Origin of the sequence: Nocardia sp. CA-135953, from assembly GCF_050955735.1 — a bacterium.
Lineage (GTDB): Bacteria > Actinomycetota > Actinomycetes > Mycobacteriales > Mycobacteriaceae > Nocardia.
In genome coordinates this window covers 4,389,689-4,408,564 of record NZ_CP192082.1, presented here as the reverse complement: position 1 = coordinate 4,408,564, position 18,876 = coordinate 4,389,689, and the positions used below count along the sequence as shown (strand labels likewise).

The 18,876-nt window shown below is 68.8% G+C and carries 5 protein-coding genes; 3 read left to right on the top strand and 2 right to left on the bottom strand.

Features of this window, described 5'->3' with window-relative positions:
- Positions 1–703: 703 nt before the first annotated feature.
- The gene (locus ACQPXH_RS20380) at positions 704–1,168 is read right to left on the bottom strand and encodes an Lsr2 dimerization domain-containing protein (RefSeq protein WP_433598129.1); all 465 of its coding nucleotides are present in this window, start codon (positions 1,166–1,168) and stop codon (positions 704–706) included.
- Between the two features lie 322 nt (positions 1,169–1,490).
- The gene (locus ACQPXH_RS20375; protein ID WP_433598128.1) at positions 1,491–2,654 is read right to left on the bottom strand and encodes an acyl-CoA dehydrogenase family protein; all 1,164 of its coding nucleotides are present in this window, start codon (positions 2,652–2,654) and stop codon (positions 1,491–1,493) included.
- A gap of 361 nt (positions 2,655–3,015) precedes the next feature.
- Here ACQPXH_RS20375 and ACQPXH_RS20370 point away from each other — a divergent pair, with 361 nt between their 5' ends.
- From ACQPXH_RS20370 to ACQPXH_RS20360, 3 genes are read left to right on the top strand one after another with little or no spacing between them, the layout of a single operon-like run.
- Entirely contained in the window at positions 3,016–11,289 is an 8,274-nt protein-coding gene (locus ACQPXH_RS20370; protein ID WP_433598127.1) for a type I polyketide synthase, read from the top strand.
- A 38-nt stretch (positions 11,290–11,327) separates the two neighbouring features.
- Positions 11,328–17,675, top strand: coding sequence for a type I polyketide synthase (locus ACQPXH_RS20365; protein ID WP_433598126.1), 6,348 nt, complete (start codon positions 11,328–11,330; stop codon positions 17,673–17,675).
- Positions 17,676–17,689: 14 nt separating this feature from the next.
- On the top strand, positions 17,690–18,853 hold the full coding sequence (locus ACQPXH_RS20360) for a beta-ketoacyl-[acyl-carrier-protein] synthase family protein (protein ID WP_433598125.1): 1,164 nt from the start codon (positions 17,690–17,692) through the stop codon (positions 18,851–18,853).
- Positions 18,854–18,876: the final 23 nt, after the last annotated feature.

Genomic DNA, 18,876 nt, shown 5'->3' with positions numbered 1-18,876 from the left:
CGTTCCGTCACGTCGCGAAGATGATTGATTGCGCAATGCTTCTCCCCCCACAAGGTTCCGAACTCGATCCTATAGGCTCATCGAACAAGCCGTCAGCAACCGGGCTGTACCTGGTCAGGACCGATGCCGATGTGGTTGCCGCTCTAGCGCTTTCCTCTGTCCGCCGACCGCGCTCGACGCTAACCGGACCGCGCGTTATGGAGATGATGCCCGCGCGCGGAAGCCGTGTCAACGGGCCGGATCGGACGCGGTGAGAAGGGCGGCACGTATCGATTGATCGCATTGTCCAACAATGTTGACCCACATTCAGCGGCCGTGAGCTGCGATTACTCCGGCCCGCGGCCGAGGAGATTGTGGCGGATACCTATGCCGACCGCGGGTCTACCGATGCGCGGAAGGTACCTATTCGACAACCCTGGTTCCGATGATCAATGCGACAGTCGGCCGATCGGAACCAGCTGGTGGTTACGAAAGATGTTGCGGCACTGAAGAGGCGCTACCCATGCGTGTGACAAGGCCGCGGGGCGGGCGGCATTCGTACATCCCGGGCATCGATTGCGCGGAGGAGGTGTCGGCTCGCGATTTCATCCCAAGTGGCGAGAACGCGGACATGGGTGACCGAGTCCGGCCGTCTGCCGTCGCTCGGCTTCCCCGCCCACTCGACAGGGGACGGCGCGACGGCACGGCCGAACGCGGCAGCGGGTCAGTGTGCCGCTTGGAATGCGTCGTGAACTTCGTTCGAGATTCGGCCACGCTCGGACACCTCGAATCCGTGGCGGGCAGCCCATTCTCGAACCGCTTGGATCTCTTCCCGGGGACGCCGGGGCGCCGGCCCCTTCCGGCGGCCGGTGGCTTTGGCGCCCCGCTGCCGGTGCGCCGCGCGGGACGCGGTGGTCCGGCGGGTGACGGAAACGTCCTCCTCCGCCTCGGTTTCCCCCGCACCTGCCTCGGCGGCCGCAATCCATTTGCGAACATCGGCGCGAAACCTTTCGACATTCTCGGGGCGTAGATCCAGGCGATACTCAATGTCGGCGATGCTGATCTTCACTTCGATAGCGAGCCCATCCTGGATTTCGTCTCCATCGAAATCGTCGGTAACGACGGTCTTGGAGATGACTTTTCGCGCCACCAGAGTCCTTTCATGGGGGCCGACACGTTGGGTGAACATCGTAGCCACATACATTATTGGAATGCAACCGCTCGGCGACAATCACACGGTTTCGGGCCGGAAAACGAGCGCATCGTGATGTCGGACGTTCGTATTCCGCGCTTACCGCTGCGGATTTGTTACCTGAAGCAACAGTTCCGGTTGGGATCGGAAGCGCGGGGCGGCAACATGATTGGCGCATGGCACACATCGGCGGAGACTCAGGTCACATCGGGTGCGGCGCGCCACGCCGACGGTGGCGCAACAAATGCGAAGCACTTTTACCGATAGAACAAACATTCGAATGCCGCCGCCCGGCCATTTCCTCGGTATCGAAGCGGACTCAGATTCGTTTCGACGGGGGTAAAACATACCGGTTGTACACAATGTCGCGCAGCACGTCCTCCCCGCCCTCGACTATGGCGATATAGCGCATGTCACGGACCAGCTTGCCGACGATCGAATCGGTCGTGTACCCGAGTCCGCCGAACATTTCGGAGCCGGTCCCCGCGATGGCCCAGCCGGTCTGGCCACAGAACAGCTTGGTCGTCAGCGCCGACCGCAGCGACCCCTGGCGCCGGAATTCGACTGCGGCGCCGGGGGATCGCATGAGGGCGTCGTACTCGCGGCCGGCGGCGCGGCACTGGTTGCGCATGACCTCGATCATGGTCTCCAGCTGCCCCAGTTTGGCCGCGAAGACGGCATTCGAGGTCAGCGGCTCACGGCGAATGTATTTCGTCTTCCCGTAATCCATGCACAAATCACGGATCCGACGCGAAATCCCGATCGCGGTCGCCGCGATCAGAATCCGGCTGGCGTTGAGCCCGAACTCCAGTAGCCGCAGGCCGTGTCCGTCCAGCAGGTGCGTCGCCGGGACGCGGCAGTCCCGCAAGCTCAGTTGGTAAGTGGCCGAGGCGCGCAGGCCGATCATCTCCCAGCGCCGCACCACGCGCAGACCCGGTGTGTCCCGCGGCACCAGTACCCCCACGTAGCCGTCGGCGGCCTCGTCGGAGCGAGCTATCACGATGTAGAAATCCGCGAATCCGGCATTGGTGGAGAAGTATTTCTCGCCGGTGAGGACGAGACCGGCGCCCTGGCGGGTGGCGGTCGTGGTGATCCGGGACAGTTCGCTGCCCGCCTCCTCCTCGCTGCCGACGGTCGCGCAGAAGGTGCCGTTGGCGACCATCGGCTCGAGGTATCGCGCGCGCAGTTCGGCCGAGGCGTACAGGTCCACGATGCTCGTGCCGAGAATCGAGACGAACAGGGTGAAGGCCGCGCCCGCGTCGCCGTAGGCCAGTTCCGAGACAATGTCCACGCTGTCTTCCAGCCCGATGCCGAGGCCGCCGAGATCCTCGGCGATCCACCAGTTCGACAACCCGGTCTTGTGGAACCGCTCGTACAGCGGCAGGGGAGCGCTGTCGAACGAATCGAGATAGTCCTGCCGGGGGATCAGCTCCTCGGCGACGAAGTCACGGAGCGATTGCAGATGCTGCGGTTGGAGTGTCATCGGGAAGCCTTCCTCTGCCGGACGATGCGCGCCGGATCCCACCCGAGGGCCCGGTCGGACAGCCTGGCGAAAATGCGCGCCGGAGCGGTCGGTTCGCGCGGGACGAACGCATTGTTGGAATCATAGACACAATGCGAAGCGGGTGTGCCCAGGCACTTGTTTCGCCGGATTGATCGCTGGCGGTTGCTGCGCTGAACTGCTTGTACGACAAGCGATTAGGGCGGCCAGTCGACTGCTGTGCCAGCCGCGCACCACGCATTCATCATTCTTTGCGAAAAGTTTGGGCACAATTGTGGGTACATCGGATATGGTCCTAGGAGGACCGTCCTGGTGCCAGCCACGACACGGGGAGCGCGACGCGATGGAGACAGCGACTGCCGCAGGGCAAGGCGAGTACCGCGACGACATCGCCGTGATCGGAATCGCGTGCCGTTTGCCGAATATCCGGGCACCGCACGAGTACTGGCGGTTGCTCGCGGCGGGTCGCGACACCGTAACCGACATGCCCGCCGATCGCTGGTACAGCACCGACCCGATCCCACCGGAGCTGCGCCGCGGCTCCTACCTACCGGACGTGGCCGATTTCGACGCCGAATTCTTCGGCATTGCCCCACGCGAGGCGGCGGTGCTGGATCCGCAACAACGGCTCGCGCTCGAATTGAGCTGGGCGGCAGTAGAATCCGCGGGGATCGTGCCCGCGCGGCTGAGCGGCGGGTCGACCGGTGTCTTCGTGGGATCCTCGGGCAGCGACTTCGCCGCCCTGCTCGCGACATTCGGTCGGGTGGTTACCGCGCACACCTCGACCGGGGTCAGTCGCGGCCTGATCGCGAACCGCATCTCCTACGCGCTCGGCCTGCACGGGCCGAGTCTCGCGATAGATTCCGCGCAGTCCTCATCGCTCGTCGCGGTGCACATCGCGTGCGAGAGTCTGCTTTCCGGCGGCTGTGACTACGCGCTCGCCGGTGGAGTCCACCTGAATCTGTTGCCCGACACGGGGTTATCGCTGGCCCAGCTCGGCGCGCTCTCCCCGGATGGACGGTGCTTCACCTTCGATTCCCGGGCCAACGGTTTCGTGCGGGGCGAAGGGGGCGGCATCGTCCTGCTGAAACGCTTATCGGCGGCGCTGCGCGACGGCGACCCGATCCGCGCGGTCATCCGCGGTAGCGCCACCAACAACGACGGCGCGACCATGGGACTGAGCACGCCGAGCGCGGATGCGCAAGCCGCGGTCCTGCGCGCCGCCTACGCGCGGGCCGGTGTCGCCCCCGGTCAGGTCGGATACGTCGAATTGCACGGCACCGGAACGCGAATCGGCGATCCGATCGAGGCGGCCGCACTCGGCGCGGTGCTCGGCACGGGACGGGACCCGGCGGCACCACTGCACATCGGGTCGGTGAAGACCAATATCGGCCACCTCGAGGGCGCCGCGGGCATTCTGGGCATGATCAAGGCGATCCTCGCCATCCAGCACGCCGCGATTCCGGCAAGTCTCAACTATCGAACGCCCAATCCACGAATCCCCGTGGCGGAGCTGGGATTGCGGGTTCAAGACCGGCTCGGGGACTGGCCGGCGTACGATTCGGCGCGGGTGGCCGGAGTCAGCTCGTTCGGCATCGGCGGCACCAATTGTCATGTGGTGCTGTCGGCGCCGCCGGACGCCGCCGCGCCAGTTGATCACCGGACTCGCCGGCAGCCGGCGGCGATCCCGTGGGTGCTTTCCGCCCGCTCGCCGCATGCACTGCGCGAACAGGCCGAGCAGCTGTTCAACGCGGTGCATGCCGATCCGGCGCTCGATCCCGGCGACATCGGCTGGTCATTGGCGACGACCCGCACCGTATTCGAACACCGTGCGGTCGTCACCGCCGATCGCGCGGGGGCGCTCGCTGCCCTGCGGAGTCTGTCGACGGGGGAACCCGACGAGTCCGTCACCGTCGCGGCGCGACCGGTGTCCGACACCGGGGTGGTATTCGTCTTTCCCGGGCAGGGTTCGCAGTGGCGGGGCATGGCGCGCGAACTGCTGCTGACCTCGCCGGTCTTCGCCGAGTCGATCGCCCGCTGTCAGCAGGCATTTCGGCCCTTCGTCGACTGGACGCTGCTGGACGTGCTCGGCGGTGCCGCCGCTGACGCCCTCGATCGCGACGACGTGCTGCAACCGGCGCTGTTTTCGATGATGGTGTCGCTGGCCGCGGTGTGGCGGTCCTGGGGAGTCGAGCCGGTGGCGGTGCTCGGGCATTCGCAGGGCGAGATCGCGGCGGCATACGTCGCTGGCATGCTGTCGCTCGACGACGCGGCGCGCGTGGTCGCGTTGCGTTCGGCACTATTGCACCGGCTCCCGCGCGGCGGCGGCATGCTTTCGGTCGGATTGTCGGCCACGGCGATGCGTGAGTGGCTGGACGGCCGGGGCGGCGATGTGCAGATCGCCGCGAGCAACGGGCCGAATCAGGTCGTGGTGAGCGGCGCGGTGGCCGTGCTGACCGAGGTGGCGCGGGAATGCGCCGAGGCCGGTGTGCGCACCCAACTGCTGCCGGTGGGCTACGGCTCGCACAGCGGCCAGGTGGATGCGATCGAAACCCCGCTGCTGGCAGCGCTTTCCGGCATCACCCCGCGGGCGGGTACGGTCCCGTTCTACTCCACGGTCGAGGAGCGGTGGATCGACGGGACCGAGCTCGGCCCGCATTATTGGTTCCGCAATGTGCGCGAGCCCGTGCGTTTCGACGCGGCGGTCCGTGCCCTGGTGGAGGACGGACGCCACATCTTCCTCGAGGCGAGCCCGCATCCCGTGCTGGTGGGCAGCATGCAGGACATCTTCGCCGACATCGGCGTGCCGGGACGATCGGCGGTCGGCTCGCTGGCCCGCGACAACGGTGGACCGACCCGACTGCTGCACTCGGCAACACGCCTGTTCGTCGACGGCGCACAGGTGAACTGGACGAACATCCTCGCCGCGACCGCCGGACCCGGACATCGAATCGAGCTGCCCACCTACGCCTTTCAGGGGCGACGGTACTGGCCGGAGGTAGGGGAAGGTGGTCTCGCGTCGGCCGCCACGCACGTGGCGCATGTGCCGGAGACGACGGTCGACCCAGTCCCCGATGTCGACGATTTCGCGCCGCTCGTATGTAAGCAGACCGCGATCGTGCTCGGCCACCGTGACGTCCAGGCCGTGCGGCTCGATCGGTCGTTCAAGGACGCGGGTCTCGACTCCGGAACGGCCGTCGAACTGGTGACCCGCCTCAATGCGGCCACCGGGCTGACTTTGCCCACCAGCGCCGTGTTCGACTACCCGTCGCCGTCGGAGCTGGCCCTGCGGATCGCGGCCTTGGTCAGCGGCTCCGCCGACGTCGCGCCGGGCACTGTTCTACAAACCACCGAGCCGCTGGCGATCGTGGGCATGGGTTGCCGGTTCGCCGGGGGCTTGGGCTCGCCGGAGCAGTTGTGGGAAGCCGTCGTGGCGGGCCGCGACGTCGTCGGCGATTTCCCGGCCAACCGCGGCTGGGATCTGGACAGGCTGTTCGATCCGGATCCCGACGCGCACGGCAGATCCACGGTGCGCAAGGGCGGATTTTTGTCCGGAGCAGGCGATTTCGACGCGACGTTCTTCGGCATCAGCCCACGCGAGGCGCTGAGTATGGACCCGCAACAGCGTCAGATCCTCGAAGTGTCCTGGGAAGCAATCGAATCCGCGGGTATCGACCCGAATTCGCTGCGTGGCACGGATACCGGCGTGTTTATCGGAATCTACGGCCAGGATTACGGGCCGCGACTGGACGCCTCCGATGCCGAGAGCGAGGGATATCGGCTGACCGGCAGCGCGGGCAGCGTCGCATCGGGGCGGATCGCGTACTTCCTCGGGCTGGAAGGACCCGCGATATCCGTGGACACCGCGTGCTCATCATCACTGGTGGCGCTGCATCATGCCGGCCAGTCCCTGCGCGCGGGCGAATGTTCGCTCGCACTGGTGGGCGGGGTGACCGTGATGGCGTCGCCGTGGATATTCATCGAGTTCTCCCGCCAGCGCGGCCTCGCTCCGGACGGCCGCTGCAAGTCCTTCGCGGCTGCGGCCGACGGCGTCGGCTGGGCGGAGGGCGCGGGAATGCTTGTCGTCGAGCGCCTTTCGGACGCGCGGCGCAACGGGCACGAGGTGCTGGCGCTGGTGCGCGGTTCGGCGGTGAATTCCGACGGCGCCTCCAACGGCCTGACCGCGCCGAACGGCCCTGCCCAGCAACGGGTCATCTGCTCCGCGCTCGCCGCTGCCGGATTGTCGGCGGCCGACGTGGACGCCGTCGAGGCGCACGGCACCGGCACGACGCTCGGCGACCCGATCGAGGCACAGGCGATCCTGGCGACCTACGGCCGGAACCGGCCCGCCGATCGCCCGCTCCGGCTCGGGTCGCTGAAGTCGAATATCGGGCACACCCAGGCCGCAGCGGGTGTCGCCGGTGTGATCAAGATGGTGCTGGCGATGCGGCACGGCACTTTACCGCGGACGCTGCACGTGGACCAGCCTTCACCGCATGTCGACTGGTCGGCGGGGGCCGTCGAACTGCTGACCGAGCAACTGGCGTGGCCCGCGACGGATCGTCCGCGCCGGGCGGGCATCTCGTCGTTCGGCATCAGCGGAACCAACGCGCACGTCGTCATCGAGCAAGCACCCCCGCCGGAACCGGAGCCGCCGCGTGCGCCCATCCCGGCGATACCGTGGGTGCTCTCCGCGCGCAGCCCGGCGGCCTTGGCCGCGCAGGCCGCTCGGCTGCTCGAATTCCTCATCGCGCACCCCGAATTGGAGCCGGTGGATGTCGGCTCGGCGTTGACGCGCCGCGGCACATTCGAGCATCGCGCGGTCGTCACCGGCGGCGACCGTGCTGCGCTGCTGGAGGAGTTGGTGGCCGTGCAGGCGGCCGCCGCGGGCATCGTCGCGGGGAAAACCGCCTTCGTATTCGCCGGTCAGGGTGCCCAACGCTTGGGCATGGGACGTGAACTGCACGAGGCGTATCCGGTGTTCGCCGCGGCCTGGGACGAGACCGCGGCCGCGTTGTCCGGGCACCTCGGCGTATCACTCGACGATGTCGTCTGGGGCTCGGACGAACGACTACTCGAGCAGACCAGGTACGCACAGACCGCCCTGTTCCTGATCGAGGTCGCGCTGTACCGTCTCTTCGAATCCTGGGGTGTGACACCGGATTTCGTGCTCGGGCACTCGGTCGGTGAGATCGCGGCCGCACACGTCGCCGGAGTGCTGTCGCTCGCGGACGCGGCGGCGCTCGTCGCGGCGCGGGGCAGGCTGATGCAGTCGTTGCCGCCTGGTGGGGCGATGGTCGCGGTGCAGGCCCGGATCGATGATGTTCGCCCGCTGGTGGGCGACGGCGTCAGCATCGCGGCGATCAACGCACCGAACTCGGTTGTCATCTCCGGTGCCGACGACGCCGTGCAGCAGGTGGTGCTCTGGCTGCGGGAACAGGGTTTTCGCAGCAGAGATCTCGCGGTGTCCCATGCGTTCCACTCCGAACTGATGGAGCCGGTGCTCGACGAATTCGCGCAGGTCGCCGCCAGCCTCACGGTACGTGCGCCGCGCATCCCGGTGGTATCGAACCGGACCGGGGCGGTCGCGGACGAGGACTACGGTTCGGCGGAATACTGGGTGCGACACGCCCGGGATGCGGTGCGATTCGCCGACGGTGTGCGGACATTGGAGTCCGCCGGGGTGGTCCGGTTCGTCGAGATCGGACCCGACGCGGGGCTGGCCGCGCTGGTCGAGCAGACGGTCAGTGGTGATGCGGTGGTCGCACTGCCGTCGTTGCGCCGTCGTCGGGCGGAGGTCGAGTCGGTGCTCGGGGCGGTGGGCCGGCTCTTCGAGTCCGGTGCCGACGTCCGGTGGTCAGCGTTATTCGACGGCACCGGTGCGCGGTGGGTGCCGCTGCCGACCTATCCGTTCCTCGGCGAGCGATATTGGCTGCGCGGGGTCGCGGCCGGACTCGGCGATGTCACCGCGGCGGGCTTGACGGCCGCAACCCATCCGATGCTGGGTGCCGTTGTGCCGCAGGCGGATTCGGGCACGATTGTGCTGACCGGACGGTTGGCGCCCGATATGCCGGGCTGGCTGGCCGATCACGCGGTGCACGGCACAGTGCTGCTGCCCGGCACCGGCTTCCTCGAACTGGCACTGCGCGCCGCCGCGGAGGTCGGCTGCACCCTCGTACAGGAACTCACGCTGTCCGCACCCCTGGTGTTCCCGGACAACGCCGCACGCCAAGTGCAGGTGCTGATCGAAGCGCAGGACGAGTCCGGCGAGCGTGCGCTCTCGATCCACTCGCGCGGCGCGGCAGAGGAATTCTGGACGGTGCACGCCACGGGTACGCTCACCGCAGACGCGCCGCCGCCGGTCGACGAGTTCACCCAGTGGCCACCGGCCGGTGCCGTGGCGCTCGATCTCGACGAGGGGTACCCCCGGTTGGCCGACTGGGGCTACGAATACGGGCCCGCGTTTCGCGGGCTGACCGGCGCATGGCACCGGGGCGATGACGTGTTCGGCGAGGCGATCCTGCCGGAGTCGGTACGGGCGGAGGCAAAGGACTTCGAGATTCATCCGGCGCTGCTGGACGCCGCACTGCATGCGCTGTTGCATGCACTGCGGATGCGGCGCGCCGGTGGGGACGTGCTCTTGCCGTTCGTGTGGGAGGGCGTTTCGGTATTGCTGCCCGGAACGCCGGTTGCGCGAGTGTTGTTGCGGCCGTGCGGGGTCGACGCGTTCGCGATGACCGCGGCCGATGCGGCTGGACGGACCGTGCTCGTCGTGCGGTCGCTGCGGTTGCGCGGGGTGGCCGTGAGACAACTGGCAGCGAGTGGCACGGTTGGCTGGTTGACGGAATTGGAATGGATCGATCTGGGGCCGGTCAAGCGGGCAGCGGCCCTGCCATGGGCGGATTGGTCGGCGCAGGCGGAACCGCCGCCGCCGGCCCTGGTGCTGGACTGCCGCGGGTTCGGCGCTGGATCCACTGTGGTCACCGCGGCGCACGCGGCGGTAACCCGGGTGCTGGGCGTGCTGCGAACCTGGTTGTCGGAGCCACGATTCGGGTCGAGCACGCTGGTGATCGTCACATCCGGCGCGGTCGACACCGCGGCGCCCGACTTGGCGGCAGCGGCGGTGTGGGGCCTGGTCCGCTCCGCGCAGTCGGAGGAGCCGGGACGGATCGTGCTCGCCGATGTAGCCGAAGGCGAGTTCGATGTGGCCGCGATCCTGGGCAGCGCGGAGCCGCAGGTGATCGTCCGGGACGGGGTTGTTCGCGCACCGCGGCTGAAGCGGGTCGACATCGCGCGCAGCGGCGCAGCGGCACCGACGTTGTCCGACGGGACACTGTTGATCACCGGCGGTACGGGCGGTCTCGGCGCGCTGGTCGCGCGGCATGCGGTGGCGCACTGGGGCGTTCGGCGGCTGCTGCTGACCAGTCGCAGTGGTCCGGACGCCGCGGGCGCGGGGGAACTGGCGCGAGAACTCCGGGACGCGGGGGCCGCCGTAGACGTCGTCGCCTGCGATGTGGCCGATGCGGCGGCGGTGCGCGATCTGATCGCGGCCGTTCCGACCGAGGAACCGCTCGTCGGCGTCATCCATGCGGCGGGTGTCGGTGCCAATGGCATGATCGGCTCGCTGACCTCTGAGCAAGTGGACCAAGTGCTGGCGCCGAAGGTGGATGGTGCCTGGCATCTGCACGAGGCGACGTGTGACCTGGATTTGGCACTGTTCGTGCTGTTCTCCTCCGAGGCGGGCGTCCTCGGCGGCCCGGGCCAAGGCAACTATGCCGCCGCGAACACCTTCCTGGACGCGTTGGCCTCCTGGCGGCGCGGCCGGGGTCTGGCCGGGCAGGCCATCGCCTGGGGCCTGTGGGAACAGGACAGCCGCATGACTCGCCGACTCGATCAGGCCGACCTCGCGCGCGTCCGGCGCGCGGGCTTGGTGGCATTGTCCGCACCCGAGGGCCTGGCCATGCTCGACGCCGCCGTCGGCCTCGACAGCGCATGGCTGCTGGCCGCCCGGCTCGACACCGCCGTATTGCGGGAACAGGCGCGAACCGGTCACCTTCCGCCCATCCTGCGGCAACTGATACCCACGGTCCCCACCCGCCCCCCGGTGCCGCGCGACGACGGGTTGGCGCTGCGATTGCGGGAAACGCCGGAACAGGAACGGCATCGTGTCATCCGGGATGTGGTTCGTGGCGAGATCGCGGTAGTGCTCGGTCACGCCGGACCCGCGGTGGTCGATCCAGCACAGAAGTTCGAGGAGATGGGCTTCGACTCACTCAGTGCCGTCGAGGTACGCAATCGGCTCAAGATCGCGACCGGCCTACCCCTTTCGGCGACCCTCGTCTTCGACTACCCCACGCCCAACGCGCTGGCTACTCACCTCGAGCAACAGTTCTTCTCCCAGCGCCCCGAGCGGGTTGTCGACGACCGCGCGCTGCGTGCCGCGTTGCAGTCGGTGCCTCTCGAGAACTTCCGCGCGGCCGGGATTCTCGACGCACTCCTGGATCTCGCCTCCGCTCAGCCCGGAGCCGCCGTCGCGCCGAACGGTGCCGCGGCGATCGACGAGATGGACCAGGAGGCGCTTATCCGGCACATCATGCAACCCAACAGCAGCTCCTGACCGCACGACCCCCAGCACCGACGGAGGGTGGCACCCGCATGACCACGTCGCAAGACCGGCTCTTCGAAGCGCTTCGCGTCGCCGCGAAGGACAACGAGCGTCTGCAGGCCGAGATCGCCGAGCTGAAGGCCGCGCGGTCCGAGCCGATCGCGATCGTGGGCATGGCGTGCCGGTACCCGGGCGAGGTGCGCTCCCCGGAGGATCTGTGGCGGCTGGTCGCCGACGGCCGCGACGTCGTCGGTGATTTTCCCACCGATCGCGGCTGGGATCTGGCCGGTCTTTTCGATCCCGACCCCGACGCGACGGGCCGATCGACGGTGCGCAGCGGCGGGTTCCTCTACGCGGCGGGGGATTTCGACGCGGCCTTCTTCGGCATGTCCCCACGTGAAGCGCTCGCGACCGATCCGCAGCAGCGGCTGCTGCTCGAAGTCGCCTGGGAGGCATTCGAATCCGCGCACATCGACCCCCAGTCGCTACGCGGCAGTGACACCGGCGTGTTCGTCGGAGTCATGCACGGGGACTACGGATCCCGATTCTCCGTGCGCGGGCAGTCCGACCCGAGCGCCGAAGGCTACCTGCTGACCGGCAGCGCGGGCAGTGTGGCCTCCGGACGTGTCTCCTATGCGCTGGGGCTGGAAGGGCCCGCGGTGACCGTGGATACCGGTTGCTCGTCATCCCTGGTCACAGTGCATCAGGCCGTGCAGTCCCTGCGGTCGGGTGAGTGCTCGCTCGCGCTCGCCGGCGGGGTCACTGTGATGGCGACACCGTGGATGTTCGTCGAGTTCTCTCGCCAGCGTGGCGTCTCGCCGGACGGCCGGTGCAAATCCTTCGCCGCGGCGGCCGATGGTGTCGGCTGGGCCGAGGGCGTGGGACTGCTTGTCCTGGAACGCCTTTCGGACGCCCACCGCAACGGGCACGAGGTGCTCGCGGTGGTGCGCGGGTCGGCGGTGAACCAGGACGGCGCGAGCAATGGCTTGACCGCGCCGAACGGACCGTCCCAGCAGCGCGTGATCCGGGCCGCACTGGCGAACGCGGGGCTGGCGGCGAGCGAGGTGGATGTCGTCGAGGCCCATGGCACCGGCACCACGCTGGGCGACCCGATCGAGGCGCAGGCCGTTTTGGCCACCTACGGACAACGCGACCACGCGGGCGAACCGTTGTGGCTCGGCTCGGTGAAATCGAATATGGGCCATACGCAGGCCGCGGCGGGTGCGGCGGGAATCATCAAGGTGGTCCAGGCGATCCGTCACGGCCTGCTGCCGAAGACGCTGCATGTGGACGAGCCGTCGCCGCATGCGAACTGGGCCGCCGGGCATGTCGCGCTGCTGACCGCGCCGCATCCATGGCCGGCGGTGGACCGGCCGCGCCGGGCGGCGGTCTCCTCCTTCGGCATCTCCGGCACCAACGCGCATGTGATCATCGAACAGGCACCGCCACGCGAACCCGCGAGCACATCGGTGCCGCCACCGGTGCTCCCCTGGGTGATCTCGGCACAAACGCCTGCGGCATTCACCGAGCAGGCGGCACGGCTGTCGGCGTGGGTGACCGCTCGGCCGGAGCTGGATCCGGTCGATGTCGGGCGGTCACTGGCCGGGCGTGCCGCCCTCGCGCAACGCGCCGTGATCACCGGCACCACCCGTGACGAGCTGCTGGCCGCGCTGGCTGCCGTCGACGACCCGCCCGGAATCCTCTCGGGTGCGACCGCATTCGTATTCGGCGGGCAGGGATCGCAACGCCTCGGCATGGGTCGCGAACTCTACGAGGCGTATCCGGTCTTCGCGCGCGCGTGGGACGAGGCGGCGAACGCGCTGCTGCAGCACGGCGGCGCGGTACGCGATATCGCGTGGGGCACGGACGCCGCGTTACTGGCGCGAACACTGCACGCCCAGCCCGCGCTGTTCGTGTTCGAGGTCGCGCTCTTCCGACTGCTCGAGTCGTGGGGTGTCGAACCCGATGCGGTACTCGGACATTCGGTGGGCGAGATCGCGGCCGCCCATGTGGCCGGTGTGCTCTCGCTCGCGGACGCGGCGACGCTGGTGGCGGCACGGGCCCGGTTGATGCAGGCACTGCCGTCCGGGGGCGCGATGGTCGCGGTGCAGGCGAGCGAGGACGAGGTGGCGCTGCTGCTGGCATCGATGGCGGCGGTGCCGGACGCCGCGCCGCCGCTGCTGGCCTCGGGGGTGGAGATCGCCGCTGTCAATTCGCCCACGTCCGTGGTGCTTTCGGGCATCGAGGCGCGGGTGCTCGATGTGGCGGCCGGCTTCGTGGCCAGGGGACGGCGGACGAAGCGGCTGGACGTATCGCACGCGTTCCACTCCGGACTGATGGATCCGATGCTCGACGAATTCCGCGCGGCGATCGCCGGTCTCACGGCGCGTGCGCCGCGGCTCCCGCTCGTCTCGAACCGCACCGGCACGCTCGCGGGCGCGGACTACGGGTCGCCCGAGTACTGGGTCCGGCACGTCCGCGAGACGGTGCGGTTCGCGGACGGTGTGGCCGCGCTCGGCACCCGCGAGGTGACCAGGCTGGTCGAGCTGAGCCCGGACGCGGGCCTGACCGCGGTGCTCACCGAATGCGCTCGCGATGTGGTCGTCGTACCGATGCTGCGCAGGGACCGGTCCGAGCCCGCCGCGGTGATCGACGCGGTGGGCCGACTGTTCACAGCAGGTCAGGCCGTGCATTGGGCCGCATTGTTCGAAGGCTCGGGTGCACGCCGGGTCGAACTGCCCACCTACGCTTTTCAGCGACAGCGGTACTGGCTGGCGGGCGATACCGGGGAACGCCCCATCGATCACCCCCTGCTCTCCGGCGTCGCCTACGGGTCGAGCCGCGGCGGGATCCGGCTCACCGGGCGGTTATCGCTCGACTCGCATCCGTGGCTCGCCGACCATCGGGTGGGCGGCCGGGTACTCTTCCCCGGCACCGGATTCGTCGAGCTCGCACTGCGCGCCGCGACGGCAGCCGGATGTAACGCATTGCGCGAGTTGGTATTACAGATTCCGATGGAGTTGGACCACGGCGCGACTCGCCTGGTCGAGGTGATCGTCGAAGCACCGGACGGTGCGGGGGAGCGGGCGGTTTCGATCCGCTCACGGGGTGCGGAGAACGGCGCGCAGTGGCTCCGACACGCGGTGGGCACGCTGTACACCGGTGTCACCGCCGACGCTGCCGGGCCGTGGCCGGAGACCACGGCGATCGATACGGCCGATATCTATCCACGGCTGGCCGAACTCGGCTATGAGTACGGCCCCCGATTCCAGGGTTTGCGCCGCGTCGGCAGCGCCGATGGTGATATCCTGGCCGAGGTCGTCCTTCCGGAACCGGATACCGGGACCGCCGCGGGCTTCGGTATCCATCCGGCCCTATTGGACACCGCGCTGCACGTCCTGCTGCTGGATCGCGACGTCACCGATCGGCCAGTGCTGCCGTTCATATGGACGGGAGTGGCGGTCGCGGGCACCGGAGCGCGGGTGTTGCGAGTACGGTTGCGCCCCTGCGGTTCCGACGCGTTCTCGGTGCTTGGCGTGGACGAGACAGGCCGGGTGCGGTTGTCGGTGGAGTCGTTGCGTTTGCGCGCCCTGCCACCGGCGGGCAGTGCTGCGCCGAGCCGCTTGACCGAGGTCAGGTGGGTCGCGTCGGCGTCGGTGCCGCACGGTCTGCAGGGGTACGTCGAATGGTCCGCCGTGGCGGAGACGGCGCAGGTACCACCGGTCGTCGTCCTGGATTGCCGAACCTCGAGATCCGGGCAGGCGGACGTACTCGACGCGGCGGGCCGGGTACTACCGGTATTGCAGGCATGGGCATCGCAGGAACGTTTCGGCGCGAGCACGTTGGTGGTCCTGACCGCGGGTGCGGTCGGCGCGGAGGTCACGGACCCGGTCGGTTCGGCGGTGTGGGGGCTGGTCCGGTCGGCGCAGTCCGAAAATCCCGGCCGGATCCTGCTCGTCGACGTGGCGGCGGGCGAGGACATCGACGTCGCGACGATCGCGGCCGCGAACGAACCGCAGATGCTCGTGCGCGACGGGGTCATCCGGATTCCCCGCCTGCAATCAGTGAAAGCACAAGAGCGCCTGCGGATTCCACCGCCGGCGGCAGGCGCATGGCGGCTCGCGACAGGGGAGAAGGGCACGCTCGCGGGGCTCGCACTCACGACATGCCACGACTTCGACCGTCCGCTCGGCCCTGGCCAAGTACGCGTCGCCGTCGAGGCGGCGGGCTTGAACTTCCGTGACGTGCTGATCGCGCTGGGGATGTATCCGAACCCCGACACCCCGGTGGGCTCGGAGGTGTCCGGGATCGTCGTCGAGATCGGTCCCGATGTCACGGGGCTGGTCCAAGGCGATCGAGTACTGGGCTTGGTGGAAGAAGGTATCGGGCCACGGGTGGTCGCCGATTGCCGATTGCTCGCCCGCATTCCGGCCGGGCTGTCGTTCACCGAGGCGGCGGGCGTGTGCGTCGCATTCCTGACCGCCCACTTCGCACTCACCGACCTGGCCGGACTCCGGCCCGGTGACAGCGTGCTGATCCACTCCGCCACCGGTGGGGTCGGCATGGCCGCGGTCCAACTGGCCCGGCACCGCGGTGCCACCGTTTTCGCCACCGCGAGCCCCGCGAAGTGGAATACGCTGCGCGAGATGGGCTTCGACGCCGAGCACATCTCGACTTCGCGAAGCACCGAGTTCGAGACCGCCTTCGCCGCCGCGACGGACGGCCGCGGGGTCGATGTCGTCCTGGACTGCCTGGCGGGCGAACTCGTCGACGCTTCGCTGCGGCTGCTGCCCCGGGGCGGGCGCTTCGTGGAGATGGGCAAGATGGACGTGCGCGACCCGCATGACATAGCCACGCGCTACCCGGGTGTCACCTATCGCGCGTTCGATCTGTTCGACGCCGGACGCGTCCGCTTGGGTGAGCTGCTGGCCGAGATCGTCGACCTGTTCCAGCAGGGCGTCCTGCACCCGCTGCCGACGACTGCCTGGGATATCAGGAGCGCACCCGAGGCGTTCCGTTTCTTCAGCCAGGCCCGGCAGGTGGGCAAGCTCGTGCTCGCGCTGCCCGCCGGGCTCGAGAGTGGAACCGTATTGATCACCGGTGGCACCGGCGGGTTGGGTGCGGTGCTGGCGCGGCATCTGGTGTCTCGGTGGGCGGTCCGTCGGCTGGTGCTGACCAGTCGGCGCGGTCCCGCCGCACCGGGCGCCGCGGAGTTGGCGCGCCAGTTGCGCGATGCGGGCGCGGCGGTCGATGTGGTCGCCTGTGATGTGGCCGATCCCGCCGCGGTTCGCGCACTCGTCGCCGCTATCCCGGCCGAACACCCGCTGGTCGGGGTTATTCACGCGGCGGGGGTACTCGATGACGGAGTGGTCGGCTCGCTGACGCGAGAGCGGCTGGATGCGGTATTGGCGCCGAAGGTCACTGGCGCGTGGAATCTGCACGAGGCGACCCGCGACCGGGACCTGTCGCTGTTCGTCTTGTTCTCCTCCGTCGCGGCCACGCTCGGCACCGCAGGACAGGGCAACTACGCGGCGGCGAATGCGTATCTCGATGGTCTCGCGGCTTGGCGACGTGGCCGTGGCCTTGCCGCCCAAGCGATCGCGTGGGGACTCTGGGAACAGTCCAGCGGTATGACCGGGCATCTCGGTGCGGCCGACACCGCTCGCCTGCGCCGCGACGGACTGACGGCCATGAGCACCGCTGAGGGGCTCGAACTGTTCGACGCCGCTCTCGATACCGATATCGCCCATGTCGTCGCCGCCCACTGGGACACCAACGCACTGCGGGCACAGCCGAAAGCCGCGCGGCCGCAACCGATCCTGCGCGAACTGATACCCGCCGATGCGCTCGAGTCCTCGCCCGCCGAGGAGACCCTCGCCGATCGGCTACGCCGCACCCGCGAGCGGGATCGGCATCGTGTCCTGCTCGAGGTCGTATGCGGCGAGATCGCGGTGGTGCTCGGTCACGCCGGACCCGCGGCGGTCGATCCGAAACAGAAGTTCGAGGACATGGGATTCGACTCGCTCAGTGCCGTCGAGGTCCGCAATCGACTGAAAACCGCCACCGGAGTCCCGCTTTCGGCCACCCTCATCTTCGACTACCCCACACCCAACGCACTGGCCACTCACTTGGCTCGACAGTTCTTCCAGGAGCGCCCCGAACGGGTCGTCGACGACCGCGCACTGCGTGCCGCGTTGCGGTCGGTGCCACTCGAAAGCTTCCGCGCGGCCGGGATTCTCGACACCCTGCTGGATCTGGCGGCCCAGAACAACTCCGACGAAGCGGATGCGACCGATTTCGAGACATCGCTGGACACGATGGACACCGACGCTCTCGTCGCGATGGCCCTCGCGGATGCCGACGAGCCCGCCCATGGCGGCGCCGAGGGCGGCCGGTAGCCGTGGATGACATTGTGATCACCGGCCTCGGGACCGTGTCCTGTTTCGGCCGCGGCATCGAAACACTATGGGCCGGAATGAATGCCGCGGCCAGCACGCCGGTCGAGGTGACAGACCCGCATGCGAATATGACCTACCGCAAGCTGTACGCGGTGCCGGCGGATACCGTGGCCGCGCAGCCGGCGACGGTGGGCGAGCTACCCGTCGGGGACGCCGTGCGCTTCGCACTCGACGCCGCTCGGCAGGCGCTCACGGACGCCGGGCTCGCGGACCGCGATCCGGCCCGCACGGCGGTCGTCGTCGGTTCGGGTTTCGGTGACTGGCGGCTGCATGAGCACTGGCGCACCGAGGGCTTCCCCACCTTCGGCGGCTGGGCTCCGACCTTCTCGGTCGCCGCCGCCGTCGGGGCGCAACTGCCCGCGCTCGGCGCCAATATCAGCATCAGCAATGCCTGTGCCGCAGGCGGTTACGCCTTATCACTCGCCGCGGATCTGATCCGGACCGGTCAGGCCGACGTGGTGCTCGCCGGGGGCGTGGAAACCTACCATCGCACCTCTATGGGCTGCTTCAACCGGCTCGTCGCGGTCGATCCCGAACGCTGTCGTCCGTTCGACGCCGACCGGAAGGGAACGATCTTCGGCGAAGGCGCGGCCATGCTGGTGGTCGAATCCGCCAACCACGCCGCCGAGCGGCGGGCCCGCCGTTACGCACGGCTCGCCGGCGTCGGCTGGAGTTGCGACGGTTTCCATCTCACCGCGCCGGAACCGGAGGGCACCCAGATCGCGCGGGCGATGGACGAGGCACTCACGGCGGCGGGCATCGCACCGGACCGCGTCGGCTGCGTCGTTCCGCACGCCACCGGCACCATCCTCAATGACGTCATCGAGGCGCGGGCACTGCGGCGCGTTCTCGGCGCGAGCACCGAAACGACTCCGCTGTACAGCTTGAAGGCACTCACCGGGCACACCGGTGGCGGCGCGGGTGCTTTCGCCGCGGTGGCCGCGATCCTGACGCTCGAGCATCAGCTGGTCCCGCCGAATCCGCCACTGGGTGCGCAGGATCCGGAGTGTCCGGTGTGGCTTCCGGCGCGGGCGGTGCCGCTGCGCAGTCCGGCGATCCTGGTGAACGCGTACGGGTTCGGCGGAAACAATGTCTCGCTTGTGCTCACGAGTCCATGACCGGCGGCATGCGCATGGCCGGG